Genomic DNA, 14,560 nt, shown 5'->3' with positions numbered 1-14,560 from the left:
TCTTTCCTTCCTTCTTCCTAGAATTTCCTTCGCAGGCAAGTCGTCTGCCGGTTATGTCGCCGGTGTACGGCTTGTTTGCGTTTTTGGGCCAAACGAAAGTTTCGATTGTTCGCAATGATTCGATGCTCACGAACGTTTCTGAATAAGGTGTATTTATGATCGCGACTATTACCATTACCAATCCCATTCTTCGTGGAATGAATCCTGATCCGAGTTGGATTTGGGATGATGAGTTCCAGCGAATTGTGTTGGTGACTTCTACTTTTGAGCTTGTCCCAGGTCTTCCCATTTACGTTTCCGAGGATATGACGTGCTGGAAGCATGTGTCGAATGTGGTAGATGCTGACTTGGCAAGGCGCCTGCTTATTCCTTTCGTGGATGATTCGGGCGGTGTCTATGCGCCGACGCTGCGCAGGATTCATGGCAAATATGTGATTGCATGCACCATTGCCCGTCTTGATGATCGCCGTGCTATGGAAGGTGGTTGCACAGAAAGCGAGCTGATGCGGTTCCACGCCGCGGAGGGCAATTTTATCCTTGAAGCGGATTCTATCGAAGGGCCATGGCATGGCCCGTTCTGGATTGAGGGCGCTGAAGGCATCGATCCAGACATATTCGAGGACGGGGATGGCAACGTGTACTGGACCCAGACCCGTCCTGCGGTCAATCCGCAATGGGAAGGCCAGACCGAGGTCTGGACCCAACGCATTAATCCGGAGACTTGGACTTTTGTCGATGACGGTCTTCCTGCGGGATCGGGCAAGACGGTAATATGGCGCGGATACGGTGTGGAGGCGGTGTGGGCTGAGGCGCCGCATCTCTATCGCGTGGGTGATTATGTGTATCTGATGACCGCCGAGGGGGGCACCAGTTTCGAACACAGTGAGATGGCCATGCGCATCTATGCGCCGCATGGACTGCTTCGGGCGTTCGAAGCTTACGAACGGGAAGCATCCGAATCGGGTGAGTGCATTCCGCAGGTTCGTGACGGGGAACGCTGCTATCTTGGCACCGCAATCCGTGCCTTCCATGCGGATAAGAAGAATCCGATTCTCACCCACCGACATCTGGGTTTGTCGGAACCGCTGCAATGCGTGGGACATGCGGACCTGTTGCTTCATCCGGAACTGGGATGGTGGCTGGTGTGTCTCGGCGTGAGGGAGACGCGGGGAAAGCATGACGGCGAATTATTGAGCTACTTGGGAAGGGAGAGCTTTGTCGCTCCGGTATCCTGGGAACATAATCCGGCCGATTGGAAGCTGGACGGCAACGGTGCATTAGATACGCATGAGGGTGACCCCGGATGGCCAGTGACTTGCGCTGGTCTTGGCCGCTTGGCCGACGAGATCACGGTTACTACTGAAGACGATGGCATCGCCATCGAGCCTAGGGTGAAATCCTCGCTCGCCGGTGACGTGGAACCTGCGCTGGTGGATGTGGCTGATGGCTCGACGAACGGTGTGGTGGTGCGCGACGAGCGTGATGTCAGCTACCGCAGAATAGCGAAACTGCCGACGCTCATGCCGATTCCTATGTCCGGTTCTTTAGTGATCCGGCAGAATTCCACACATTACGCGGTGTTTTCGATGCGTGGCACGGATGTGCGCTACGAGATGGTGAATGGAGACGATTCGCAAGCTGGGTCTGTTGCCGTCGTACAGGCTGACGGAGTGCGTCCGGCGGTGCTTTTCGACGACAACCGTTTGTCGGTCATCGTGGCTGGCATGCATGGTCCGGTTGATTCTGCGACGTTCGTGCGTCAGGGGCAGGTTCTGCTGAGTGTCGATGCTCGTTTCCTCAGCACCGAATGGGCCGGTGGGTTCGTCGGTTGCATGGCCGGCTTCATGGCATAGTTTCTACGGAATTTCAGGATGGTTCACTGCTGGTGTTCCGACGGGCCGTCTTAGAACGAGTTGAAAACGGGTCGAAAGGCTAGGAGCGCTGTGTTCTCCCTCCGGTTGTGCCTGTGAGGTTTGCCCCGCTGATTAACCCTCGAGTTGCTGTGTGCTGTTGCGTACCACTAGCGATGTCGGCATGATGATGTGCGGTTGAAGCACGTCATCGGTGGACAGTGCTTCGACCAGCATGCGTACGGCGGCCCTTGCCATATCTTGGAGCGGCTGCCGTACGGTGGTCAGCGCCGGGCCAAGGAACGCGGCGGTCTGCACGTCGTCGAATCCGACCACGGATAAATCCTCGGGAATACGTAATCCCAGCTGTCTTGCCGCCTCGTAGACGCCCATGGCCTGCAGATCGCTGCCGGCGAAGATTGCGGTTGGACGATTCGGCCTTTCCAGAAGTGAGATGGCCTGCGCGTAACCGCCGGCAGTGGTGAAATCGCCTTCGGTGATGAGTTCGGGGTCGGCTTCGATTCCATGTTCCGCAAGCGCTGACGTGTATCCGTCCAGCCGTGCCTTGGAGCACATCATCTCCTCCGGTCCGGTGATGATGCCTATGTTGGTATGTCCGAGTGCGAGCAGGTGCCGCGTGGCGATCACGCCTCCGGTCCAGTTGTCCGCTTGCACCGACAGCGTGTCTGGATCTGGATTACCGAATGGATCGAACAAGACGAAGGGAATACCTCTGGAATGCAGTTTGTTCCGTTCGATACGTGTCAGACTGGAGAAGACAAGAATGGCGCCATCTGTCTGCCGACGCAGCATGTTGTCAATCCAGGATGAGTCCGGGTGCTGGCGATTGCCGCCTTCGGTGGTGATGACGTTCAAATCATGCAACTTGGCTTCGCGAATGGCGCCACGGAGTACTTCAAGGGCCCAAACATTATCGAAATCTTGGAACACGATTTCGATAATTCGTTGGCTTTTCGTGCTTGTCGCTTTACGGGAATACCCATACCGTTTCAACACCGCGTTGATGGTTTGCCGCGTCTCTTCGGAAACGTCGGCTCTGCCGTTGAGCGCCTTGGATACGGTGGAAAGGGAATAACCGGTCTCTTTAGCTATGTCAGAGAGTCGTACCGTAGCTTTTTTTGCCGTATTGCGCATGAGTCACTCCTTCTTCATTTTCATCATATCCGAAAATGCGAACGAAAGTTTCGGTTTACGTTTTTCGAAACTTTCGATATGTTGGCAATGATTAAAAACGTTGTAAAATCAACGAAAAATAGTTAGTTTTCTGATTTTACAAAAAACTTGACTTTGTGTGATTTGTTTCGGTAGTCTGTAGGTACAACGAAAACGGAATGGAAATTTTCGAAGGGAGTCAAAGGCTGATTCTCTGTCTGCCAGGGGAGCTGCGGCAGCATTCGTTGCGGTCATGCTTCCCGATTCGACCCATTCGAGAGAAATCGTTCCTGTCGTTGCCATCATTTTGTCGATGATGACTTGGTCAATAAGGAGAAGACAATGAAGTTCAAAACCATTGCAGCTGCCACTCTTGCGGTGGCGACCATGTTGGGCATGGGTGCCTGTGGCTCCAGCGCTGGCGCCAAAGACGATAAGACCATTACGTTCTGGCATAACGCAACAGCTGGTGACGGCAAGCAGTATTGGGAGGATCTGGCCAAAGCGTTTGAGAAGAAGACTGGTGTCAAGGTTCAGATTCAGGCCATCCAGAACGAGGATTTCGAAGGCAAGCTGACTACCGCTATGCAGGATCCCGCCTCCGGCCCGGATGTGTACATGACCCTTGGTGGTGCCAAGACCAAGGACATGGTTGATGCCGGCCAGGTAATGGATATTACTGATAAGATTAGCGATACCGTCAAAAAGCAAATGTCTTCCTCATTGGATTCCATGTCTTATGATGGCAAGGTCTATGGTGTTCCGGTCGCTGCCCAGCCTGGTGGCATCTGGTATTCCAAGGATTTGTTCAAGCAGGCTGGCATCGATGCCGAGCCGACCACTTTCAGCGAGCTGAAGACCGATGTGCAGAAGCTTCGCAGCGCTGGCATCGATCCGATCGCACTCGGCGGCAAGGATGCTTGGCCGGTCGGTCACTGGTACTACTGGTTGTCCATGCGCGAATGCTCTCCGAAGGCCTACGCCAAGGGCGTCAATGACAAGGACTTCTCCGACTCCTGCTGGACCAAGGCCGGAGATGATCTGAAGGATTTGTTGGATGCGAATGCTTTTAACGAAGGATTCCTCACCACGACGGCCCAGCAGGGCGCCAGCTCATCCGCAGGTCTGCTGGCCAATCATAAGGCTGCGATGGAGCTCATGGGCACATGGGAGCCTGGAGTTCTCAAGGACCTGACTCCGGACAAGAAGCCAATGGCTGACCTTGGCTTCTTCGCCTTCCCGACCGTGGACGGAGGAAAAGGCGAGGAAGGTGCTTTGATGGGCGCTGTGACCGGTTTCGCTGTCAATCCCGAGGCTCCGGACGCTGCTGTTGATTTCGTCAATTTCATGGCTGAGAAATCAAATCAGGAGAAATACGCCACTGCGTTCAGCACCATTCCGGCTTCCGCCGAAGCTTACGATGCGGTTACCGATGAAAATCTTAAGGCTATCCTCGAAGCTATGAAAAAGTCTGATGGCATGCAGCTGTGGATGGATACCGCTCTCGGCGGAAATATTGGCAACGCTCTTAATTCCGGAGTGGTGAATCTGCTTTCCGGACAGGGGACTTCGGCTGACATCGTCAAGGCGATGAAGGACGCAGCGTCCAAGGGCTGATAGTGAACATGGCTGGTTGACGGCCAAAGGAGGGTGGATAGACAGATCTTCATCTGCCCTCCTTCCTATTCGAGAAACGTATCTGGTAGTGGAGAAAACCATGTCAAGTACAAGCAAAGACGCGGTGACGCTGCGCGCTAAGCGGTCCAAGAAACCGTCCGATGGCAAAATGCGTCGTAATGTTGAGATTTTCGTACTGTCCGCACCTGCGATTCTTCTGTTCGTCTGCTTTGTGATTCTGCCTATCGTCTTGGGTGCTTATTACGGCTTCTATCAGTGGAAGGGCTACGGAGTTCCCTCCAAGACAGGTAAATTCGTTGGTCTCCAGAACTACATCACAGCGCTTAAGGATCCCGCGTTCCAGGCGGCGATTCTGCATACCTTCGAGGTCGTGATCGGCTCGTTGGTCATCCAGGCTCCGCTCGCCATCCTGTTCGCATTGCTGCTGAACCAGAAGTTCAAGGGGCGTGGTCTCATCCGCACCCTCATCTTCGTGCCGTATGTCGTTTCCGAGGTCATCGTCGGCACAGGATGGAGCCTGTTGCTACAGAAGAAGGGCGCCATCAATGAGATTCTGGCCAACTTCGGCATCAATGGTCCCGATTGGCTGGCCGACCCGAAAATCGCTATTTGGACGCTGCTGTTGCTGATCAGCTGGAAATACGTCGGTTTCGCCGTAATTCTGATGCTCGCCGGCATGCAATCCATTCCCGATGAACTGTATGAAGCAGCCAAAGTGGATGGGGCGAGTTTCTGGCAGATGCAGAAAAGCATCACGTTGCCGTTGCTTGCTCCGACGTTGCGGATCTGGGTGTTCCTTTCCATGATTGGCTCTCTGCAGCTTTTCGATCTGGTCTATATCGTGTGGGGCAAGTATGTGTCGACCACCGCTGGTGTGTCCACCATGGCCACCTACATGGTGCGTGAAGGTCGTGGAGCCGGCAACTATGGCTATGGTTCCGCCGTTGCTCTGATCATCTTCGTGATCTCTTTGATCATCGCACTCGTCTATCAGAAGTTCGTGCTGAACCGTGACTTGGACGGTGCTGTTACTGAACAGAAAGAAGCCGAGAAGCGTGCCAGGAAGCGCGCAAAAGAAGTGCAGCATCGTGAGGTTGCTGCCCTGGCAAGTGAGGTGAAGTGATGACTGCCGCAACAATCGCAGGACATTCCAACAAAAGCGAGTACAGCAAGAAGAATGGTTACCGTAAGTCGTCCAAGACGCCATGGGGCAACCCAATCGTCTACTTCTTCTCCCTGGTGCTTGTGGCCATCTGCATCACTCCGGTGCTGTACATTATCTTCGGCGGTTTCCGTACCAATTCGCAGATCACCAACCATCCGTCCGGGATGCCGAACCCATGGGTCCCCGACAACTACAAGACGGTCTTCGAAAGTGATATTTTCTGGACGGAACTGAAGAATTCTACCATCGTGGGTATCGCCACCATGGTAGGCGTCGTGGTGCTTAGCATCATGGTGAGCTTTGTCATCGCCCGATACAAATTCCGCTATGCGCCGCTTATGTACGCGTTGTTCTCTGCTGGTCTCATGTTCCCGATGACCGTTGGCATTACACCTTTGTATCTGCTGATTCGCAATCTGGGTCTGGCCAACTCCCTGTGGGGTCTGATCCTTCCGCAAATTGCCTTCGGACTTCCTCAGACCATCATCATCTTGGTGCCGTTCCTACAGTCGATTCCTAATGAGCTTGAGGAGGCCTGTCTTCTCGATGGATGCTCCCGCCTTGGCTTCTTCTGGCGCATGGTCATTCCGCTGTCCATGCCTGGCGTGGCCACCACTGGAATCCTTACCTTCGTGGGAAGCTGGAATGCCTACATGCTGCCGCTGTTCGTGCTCAGTGATGCCAACAAGTACACATTGCCACTTGGCGTACAGATGTTCAGCTCTGAACACTCCGTTGACACCGCACAGGTGTTGGCCTTCACCTCTCTGGCTATGATTCCGGCCCTGATCTGTTTCACCATCTTCCAGAAGAAGATCGTCGGCGGCCTGACAGGTGCGGTCAAGGGCTGACGGAATGTGACAACCCACGCCCGGAAGATGTTCCTTTCCGTCTTCCGGGCTTCATCTTTTATGCAAGAGGTACATTATGAAGATTTCCAACCCGGTGCTCACCGGTTTTCATGCCGATCCTTCAATGATTCGCGTCGGTGACACTTATTACATTGCCAATTCCACTTTCGAATGGTTCCCAGGCGTTCGCCTGCATGAGTCCAAGGACCTGGTGCATTGGAACATTCTTCCAAGCCCGTTGAGCCGGTCCAGCCAGCTTGATATGAGAGGAAACCCCTCTTCGGGAGGCATCTGGGCTCCTGACCTAAGCTATGCGGATGGCAGGTTCTGGCTGATCTACACTGATGTCAAGGTGGTCAATGGTGCATTCAAGGATTGCACTAATTATTTGGTCACCGCCGAGGACATCCACGGGCCATGGAGCGAGCCGGTTCGCATCAACGGGGTCGGTTTTGACGCCAGCCTGTTCCATGACGACGACGGCCGCAAATACTTGGTGCAGCAGACATGGGATTTCCGTGAATACCACCACCAGTTCGACGGTATCACATTGACGGAATTCGACGTCGACACCATGAAGCTCAAGCCAGAAACGGCCCGCACCATCTGGGATGGCACCTCGGTGAAGATCACCGAAGGTCCCCACCTATACAAGAAGGATGGTTGGTACTACCTGTTTGCCGCAGAAGGCGGCACGGTGTATGAGCATCAGGAATCTGTGGCGCGTTCCCGTACCCTTGACGAATGCTCCTTCGAAGTTATGCCGAATGGCCCGTTCATCGGTAACTTCGACACTCCTGACACCTATTTGCAGAAGCAGGGCCATGGAGCGTTGGTGGACACCCCGTCCGGCGAGTGGTATTACGCCTCCCTATGCGGTCGTCCGTGGCGTCATGATACCGAACCGGCCCATGGCACCCGCGGATGGTGCACACTCGGACGCGAGACCTCCATCCAGAAAGTCGAATGGGATGAGGACGGTTGGCCGCGCGTGATCGGAGGTCACGGCGGACAGCGTTACGTTGATGCTCCGAAAGATGCCATCGAGACTTTGGCCCCAACGACGCGTGACGAACATGATGAGTTCGATTCCGGCGAGCTCGGTCCGAATTGGAACACGCTACGCGTCCCGTTCACCGACGCCATAGGCACGGTGGGCGGTGGCAAACTGGCATTGCGTGGTCAGGGCTCGCTGTGCAACCTGTTTGACTTGTCTCTTGTGGCTCGTCGCTGGCAGGCATTTGATTTCGACGCCGAAACCAAGGTGCGTTTCGATCCGAAGAATTACATGCAGATGGCAGGCCTGACCAACTATTACGATGACCTATGCTGGTCATGGGCGTTTATCACTTGGGATGAGAAACGTCACGCAAGGGTCATCGAAGTGGCTCAGAACGATTTCAACCAATATACGTCGTTCCTCAAGGATGACGCCATCGTAGTGCCCGAAGAGGCTGAGGCGGTATGGCTGCGCACCAAGGTCCGCACGGAATACTATTCCTACGAATATTCCTTCGACGGGGAACATTTCACCGAGATTCCAGTCAGGCTCGATGCGAAGATCCTGTCCGACGATTACGTGAACCAACGTTACGGCGGCTTCTTCACCGGCGCGTTCGTGGGACTTGCCTGCGTCGATCTGTCCGGCTACGACGCGCAGGCCGAATTCGACTACTTCGACTATCGGGAGCTTTCCGATAACCAGTAGACAGTGCCGGCTGGCGACAGAGCGTCCGCCGTCAGCCGGCATACTCGACGGGATTGAATTCTATGGGCAATGAGGAGCGGACGAGCATGGTTTTGCAATTGCCGAAACTGCTTGACGACGGTTGCGTGCTGCAGGCCGGTGCGACCATACATATCTGGGGCGCCGGCGACCCTGGACGCGGCGTGCTGGTACGCCTCGATGGCAAGGACCGGACTACGCGGGTGGGGGACGACGGCTCATGGAGCGTGCCGTACGGTCCGATCAAAGCAGGCGGACCGTACGATTTGACGGTGCGTTATGAGGACGGAACCGAATGCATCTCGCGCCAATGCTATGCGGGAGAAGTGTTCCTGTGTTCGGGACAGTCGAACATGGAACTGCCCATGGCTTGGGTGCGTGCGGACTATCCGCTGGAGTGGAATCGTGAGCCTGACCCATTGCTGCGGCAATACAAAGCGATTCCCGATTGTGACTTCAACGGTCCCCGCAGCGATCATGACCATGCGTTCTGGCAGGGGTGCGATGCGGAAACCCTTGGAGATTTCTCCGCGCTCGCCTATTTCTTCGGACGCAGGATCCGTCAGTGGCTGAATGTGCCCGTCGGCCTGTTGAACGTTTCATTGGGTGGATCGCCGATTGAATCCTGGATGGATGCCGACGCATTGCGGGCGTTCCCCGAAGCGCTCGCTGATCTTGAGCCGTATCTTGGCGATGGCGTGGCATCGAAGAAAAGCCGCGATTCCGTTGCCGAACGGGACCGGTGGTACCAAGCGCTTGGATACGAGGCTGTGGCCGATGCCCACCATGAATGGCTGCCATTGATCGCGTGGGACTGTCCGGAATCCAAGAACATCGAGCCGCGCGACGTGGCATGGCATGACATACGCCTGCCTGGATGGTACAAGGATCGCGGACTTGCCGGTTTCCGTGGCGAGATTACCATGAGAAAAACCGTGTTCCTGCCTCCGTCGGATGCGGGGAAGCCCGCCCTACTGCGTCTGGGCACCATGAATGATGCCGACCATACGTGGGTCAATGGTGTGTTGGTCGGTGGGCGAAGCAATGTGTATGAGCCGCGGGACTATCCGGTCGCAGCCGGCGTGTTGCGCGCCGGCGCGAACGAAATCCGCATGCGTCTGGTCGTTGAACGGCCCGGCGGCCGTGTGACGCCCGGCAAACGGATGACACTGACCATCGGAGACGATGTCTTCGATCTGTCCGGCATCTGGCAGTATGCCGTGACCGCCGAAGCTGACCGCGATTGCCCATTCGAGGATTTCGTCAGATGGAAGCCGACCGGCCTGTACAATGCCATGCTCGCCCCGTGTTTTCCATATGCGGTGCGCGCTGTGTTGTGGTATCAGGGCGAATCGAACACCGGCGACCGCGCCATGCGATATGGCGACGAGCTGAAGGCCATGATTCAATTGTGGCGCGTCAAATGGCATCAGCCGGATATGCCGTTTCTGATCGTCCAGCTTCCAAAATTCGACATCGACGCCATTGAGGATGGAGGCTGGCCACTCGTCCGCGAACAGGAATGGAACGTCGCGAACGAACTTGAAAACGTTGCGACGGTGGTGACGCTTGACGCCGGCGAGGGCAACGATCTGCATCCGTATGACAAGAAGCTCGTCGCGGATCGCGTGTTCAATGCCGCGATGGATTTGGTATACGGTCGCCAGGCTCAGCCTCAACCGGCCGTGGAAACCATCGAGGTCTGCGGAGATCTGTTGCGGATGCACTGTGTGTGGCGGAGTCGCTCGGACGAGCGGATCCGATCGGAGGGCCGCCGGCTGATGACGTTGGACGGTGACGCTCCCCAGGAAATCGAATTTCTATGGCGCGACTGCGCCACATTCGCGCGGGCCGAGGCATGGCTGGACGGCTGTGATATCGTGGCGCGCATGACGGCGCGCAGGCCAGATGAGGTGCGGTACGCGTGGAGCAACAATCCGGAATCCGGACTCATCTGCGACGGCGACGGCATGCTGATTCCGCCGTTCCGCCTGACATTGCCCACGGACGATGATAAGGGGATTCATGCGTAGACAGGTCGCGCTTCGACAAGGACTCGTCGATGGATTCTCCGATACGGACTCTGTAATTACCGTGTTTCGTGGCATCCCCTATGCCAAGCCTTCCCGTTGGCGCATTACGATTTGTCTCGTGTCATGATTCGGTATTGGACGAATTTCGCGGCGACGGGCGATCCGAACGGTTCCGGATTGCCCGAATGTCCGGCGTGCGGACCCAATGGCCAACGATACATGCTGCTCGGCGGATGCCGCGATACATCGGATAGTATGTCGTATGCCAGGTCAAGTAGATGAATATAGTATAGTGTGAGCGTTCACTATAGCGTGGTGGAAATCGTGACGAAGGAGACGGGCATGACGAAGGAGACGGAGACGCAGATCGCGTCCGACGAGGATCTGACTAGGCTGTTCGCCGGCAAGCCGACGCAATACCGCAAATCGAAGTCGCTGCCGAAGTTTACTGGCGAGGCCATGCGTACCTGCGCCACGATCAACCGCATCTTCTTCGATGATCCTGACGAGGCCTACCGCCTGTTCCACGAGCTCGTTCCCGACGCGGGGGAGGGCGTACAATTCACGCCGCCGTTCAATGTGGATTATGGCATCGGCCTGACCATTGGCCGCGGCACGTTCTTGAACAAGGATTTCATGGTGTGCGGCGGCGGATATGTAACGCTTGGCGAGGATTGCCTGATCGGCCCGCGTTGTACCATTGCCACGCCGAATCATGCCTTGGATGCGGCAACGCGACTGGCTGGCTGGGAACATGCTTCGCCGGTGACGATTGGTGACAACGTGTGGTTTGGTGCGAACGTTACGGTCACGCCTGGCGTCACGATTGGCTCGAATTCCATTATCGGCGCGGGTTCTGTGGTTACACGAGACATTCCCGCCAATTCGATCGCAGTCGGCAATCCGGCGCATGTAATCCGCGAGATTCCCGAACGCGATCCCGCCTTCGCCGATGTCGAGGGTATCGTCTGACGTTGGGTTACGGTGTTCCCTCAGAGCGAATTCGCGTGTTGCCCTACTGCTAGACGTGTTGTCGCACGATTTCAGTTTTGACCTCACGATTTGATCGGAATATCGCACGATTTTGTTTGAGACGAAAATGGGTGCCGTTGCGGTTGGTTGTGACGGCACCCATTTTGCGTTGTTTTAGTGCGATTTATGCTGATTGATCAGCCGCGGGCCTTTGCATAGGCCTCGTACACGGCTTCAGTCGGTTCGCCGGTTTCCACGCCGTCGATGGTGAGCGGCCATGCGGGCGGTTCCGTTTCGCCGGACAGCACCCAGGCGGCCTGACGGGCGGCGCCGATGGCAACATACTCGTCGGTGGTCGGGCGGGTCACGTCCATGCCGAACACGCTCGGCGCGAGCGTGCGGATTGCCTTGGACTTCGCGCCGCCGCCGATAAGCAGAATGCGGGAAATCTCAGCGCCAAGCGAACGGATAAGCTCTAGGCAGTCGCGCTGGGAGCACAGCAAGCCCTCAACGAACGCGCGGGCCATGTTCTCGCGTGTGGTGTTGGCCAGCGTCATGCCGGAAAGGGTTGCGGTCGCGTCCGGACGGTTCGGCGTGCGTTCGCCGTCGAAATACGGCACCAGCGTAATACCGCCGGCGCCCGGTTCGGAAGCGAATGCCAGGGATGCGAGTTCGTCGTAGTCGACGCCGAGGGCTGCACGGCCGGCGTCAAGAATGCGCGATCCGTTGATGGTGCAGGCCAGTGGCAGGTAGTGGCCGGTGCAGTCGGCGAAGCCGGAAACGGCACCGGTCAAATCGTAGGTCGGATTTTCGGAAATGGCTGCTGCCACGCCGGAAGTGCCCAATGAAACGGAAACGTCACCCACGCTCATGCCAAGTCCGAGGGACGCCATGGCGTTGTCGCCGCCGCCCGGTGCGATGATGCAACCACCCTCAACGTTCTTGCCGGCGATTTCCGGGCTTGCCTTGACTGCGGCGGCATCGTGCGGTCCAAGCACGGTCGGCAGCATGATTGCGTCGGCATGCTCGCGTGCCGCTTCGGCACCTTCCGCTGGCTCAAGCACCATGGCGATCAGATCGCGGCGGTATTCGTTGGAAGCGGCATCGTAATAGATGGTGCCGGAAGCGTCGGAACGGTCGGTGAACAGCGCTTCCAAGTGTGCGTCCTCGCCTTCTGCGACCGGGCCGTAGCCGGCGATACGCCAGCTCAGCCAATCGTGCGGCAGGCAGATCGCGGCGATCTTCTTGGCGTTTTCCGGTTCGTTTTCAGCCACCCACGCCACCTTGGTTAGCGTGAAGGAAGCAACGGGGGAGGAGCCAACGGCCTTGACCCAACGCTGCTTACCACGTGCAATCACATCTTCCGGTTCGCCTTCTTCGGCGGGAGCCTCGCCCATCTTTTCGATGAGGGCCGCGGCCTGCGGCGCCGAGCTTATATCGTTCCACAGCATGGCGTCGCGAATCACGTTGCCTTGCTGGTCGAGAATCACCATGCCGTGCTGCTGACCGCCAACGGCCAGTGCCTCAACGTCGTCAAGTCCGCCGGCCTGCTGGGCTGCCTCGAGGAACGCGTCCCACCAGAATTTCGGGTCAATAGACGTGCCATTGGGGTGTTTGGCCTGGCCAAAGCGCACCATTTCACCGGTTTCGGCGTCGGTCACGCGCACTTTGCAGGACTGGGTCGAGGTGTCGACGCCGGCCACGAGAGTTCGAGTCATTGTGTCTCCTTGCAGTGAGCTGGCGCAACGAAGTGCAAGGAATTCGCACGGTCCGCCACCTCATTTAGTTAGATGAATGAACTATAATGTCTAGTGTACCATCATAAAGTGATTTGACTATAGAGACGGTGCGCTTTTTCGGCAAAGACGCGTCAAAGAGGAGGGAACCATGGCTTCACTGCGGAGTATCAATCAAGACGATTTGCGAAACCATAATCTTTCCGTGGTGCTCGACTCGCTGTTGCGTGCCACCGAACCAATGAGTCGCGCCGATCTTGCCAAGAAAACCGGATTGACCAAAGCGGCCATGTCGGTATTGGTGTCGTTGATGCTCGACAATGAGATTCTGGTGGAAGGCGCGCCTTCCGGCCAATCGCTGTATGGGCGCCCCAGCATTCCGCTTGAAATCAAAGGTGGACGCCTGTGCGGCATGGGATTGCAGGCCAACACCGACGGTTATGGCGTGGTGGTGCTCGATCTTGACGGTTCCGTTGTGGGGGAGCAGTGGGTCGACGCCGACATGGCCAACGCCGATGAGCGGGCGATTTTCGCCCGTCTCGACGAACTGGCTTTGCAGCAGGAAGAAGCGCTTGCCAAGAAAGGTTATGTGCTTGCCGGTACCGGTTTGGCATTGCCGGGTCTCGTCACCGATGATATGCGATTGCTTGGCGCGCGCAATCTCGGTTGGGAACGTTTGGATCTCAAGCAGTTCGATGTGGTCAAGCGACTTGATCCTGTTGCCTGCAACGAGGCCAATGCCGCCGCGTTGGCACAGGTTCCCGGCTATGCCACGCAGCGTAAGGATTCTGGGCGGATCAAGCCGACGGATTCGTTTCTTTACATGTCGACCGACGTGGGTATCGGCGGTGCAGTGATCCGCGAAGGGCGTGTGGTGAGCGGTGATCACGGTTTCGGTGGCGAATTGGGCCATGTTTCCGTCGACATGCGCGGTCCCGTCTGCCGTTGCGGCCGTCGCGGCTGCCTTGAAGTGTATGCGGGCAGGCGTTCCATGGTGAGCGCGGCCGGAATCGCCAGCAGCGATGCCGCCGCGACCCGCAGCGCCATCGACGAATTGATCGACCGCTGGCACCAGCGCGATGCGCAGACCGTGGCCGTTGTGGAAAAAGCATTGGAGGCCATGGCTTCCGTAATCGCATCGACCATCAATGTCTGTGACGTCGACGTGGTGATGCTCGGTGGCTTGTGGGCGCGTTTCGAACCTGAACTGATTCGCAGAATCGAACGCATGGTACGCCCGCAAGTGCTGGCGTATCCGGAAGTCGAGGCAAGCGTGCTTGTGGCGGATATCGTCGATCGTCCGGCCTTGATGGGCGCTGCGGAAATCGGTTTGCGACGCTTTATCGACAATCCGCTGCGTTTCATGAAGCAAAACTAGTCCACCCATTTGCTAAACTTGCCAAGTTGGCATGTTCG

At 56.6% G+C, this 14,560-nt stretch carries 11 protein-coding genes; 9 read left to right on the top strand and 2 right to left on the bottom strand.

The genetic code is table 11. The features are described 5' to 3' along the window. Positions 1-155 precede the first annotated feature (155 nt). The gene (locus Q5H33_RS05235; RefSeq protein WP_302423393.1) at positions 156-1,853 is read left to right on the top strand and encodes a glycoside hydrolase family 43 protein; all 1,698 of its coding nucleotides are present in this window, start codon (positions 156-158) and stop codon (positions 1,851-1,853) included. 132 nt (positions 1,854-1,985) lie between these two features. Here Q5H33_RS05235 and Q5H33_RS05230 read toward each other — a convergent pair whose 3' ends face one another. After that, positions 1,986-3,005, bottom strand: a complete 1,020-nt coding sequence (locus Q5H33_RS05230; RefSeq protein WP_033499251.1) for a LacI family DNA-binding transcriptional regulator — start codon at positions 3,003-3,005, stop codon at positions 1,986-1,988. A gap of 360 nt (positions 3,006-3,365) precedes the next feature. On the opposite strand from Q5H33_RS05230, the gene Q5H33_RS05225 reads away from it, so the two are divergent. The 7 genes from Q5H33_RS05225 to Q5H33_RS05195 all read left to right on the top strand — a co-directional run bounded on the left by Q5H33_RS05225 (position 3,366) and on the right by Q5H33_RS05195 (position 11,408). After that, positions 3,366-4,640, top strand: a complete 1,275-nt coding sequence (locus Q5H33_RS05225; RefSeq protein ID WP_302423391.1) for an ABC transporter substrate-binding protein — start codon at positions 3,366-3,368, stop codon at positions 4,638-4,640. A gap of 100 nt (positions 4,641-4,740) precedes the next feature. After that, positions 4,741-5,784, top strand: a complete 1,044-nt coding sequence (locus tag Q5H33_RS05220; protein ID WP_302423389.1) for a carbohydrate ABC transporter permease — start codon at positions 4,741-4,743, stop codon at positions 5,782-5,784. Next, positions 5,784-6,677, top strand: a complete 894-nt coding sequence (locus tag Q5H33_RS05215; RefSeq protein WP_003808319.1) for a carbohydrate ABC transporter permease — start codon at positions 5,784-5,786, stop codon at positions 6,675-6,677. The genes Q5H33_RS05220 and Q5H33_RS05215 overlap by 1 nt, the downstream gene beginning before the upstream one ends. A 76-nt stretch (positions 6,678-6,753) precedes the next feature. After that, positions 6,754-8,385 carry a glycoside hydrolase family 43 protein gene (locus Q5H33_RS05210; protein WP_302423387.1) on the top strand — a complete coding sequence of 544 codons (1,632 nt, stop codon included), beginning with the start codon at positions 6,754-6,756 and terminating at the stop codon, positions 8,383-8,385. An 86-nt stretch (positions 8,386-8,471) separates the two neighbouring features. Beyond that, positions 8,472-10,436: a sialate O-acetylesterase gene (locus Q5H33_RS05205; RefSeq protein ID WP_302423385.1), complete on the top strand. Its 1,965-nt coding sequence runs from the start codon at positions 8,472-8,474 to the stop codon at positions 10,434-10,436. A 96-nt stretch (positions 10,437-10,532) separates the two neighbouring features. Beyond that, on the top strand, positions 10,533-10,718 hold the full coding sequence (locus Q5H33_RS05200) for a carboxylesterase family protein (protein WP_368043742.1): 186 nt from the start codon (positions 10,533-10,535) through the stop codon (positions 10,716-10,718). Positions 10,719-10,778: 60 nt separating this feature from the next. Further along, the gene (locus tag Q5H33_RS05195; protein ID WP_033524224.1) at positions 10,779-11,408 is read left to right on the top strand and encodes a sugar O-acetyltransferase; all 630 of its coding nucleotides are present in this window, start codon (positions 10,779-10,781) and stop codon (positions 11,406-11,408) included. Between the two features lie 197 nt (positions 11,409-11,605). Here the strand turns inward: Q5H33_RS05195 and Q5H33_RS05190 are convergent, their stop codons facing one another. Beyond that, positions 11,606-13,126, bottom strand: coding sequence for a xylulokinase (locus tag Q5H33_RS05190; protein ID WP_004219768.1), 1,521 nt, complete (start codon positions 13,124-13,126; stop codon positions 11,606-11,608). 169 nt (positions 13,127-13,295) lie between these two features. On the opposite strand from Q5H33_RS05190, the gene Q5H33_RS05185 reads away from it, so the two are divergent. Beyond that, positions 13,296-14,522: an ROK family protein gene (locus Q5H33_RS05185; protein ID WP_004219767.1), complete on the top strand. Its 1,227-nt coding sequence runs from the start codon at positions 13,296-13,298 to the stop codon at positions 14,520-14,522. The last annotated feature ends 38 nt before the right edge of the window (positions 14,523-14,560 follow it).

This window comes from uncultured Bifidobacterium sp. (assembly GCF_959020145.1).
GTDB lineage: Bacteria > Actinomycetota > Actinomycetes > Actinomycetales > Bifidobacteriaceae > Bifidobacterium.
This window is presented reverse-complemented; position numbering and strand designations above follow the sequence as displayed.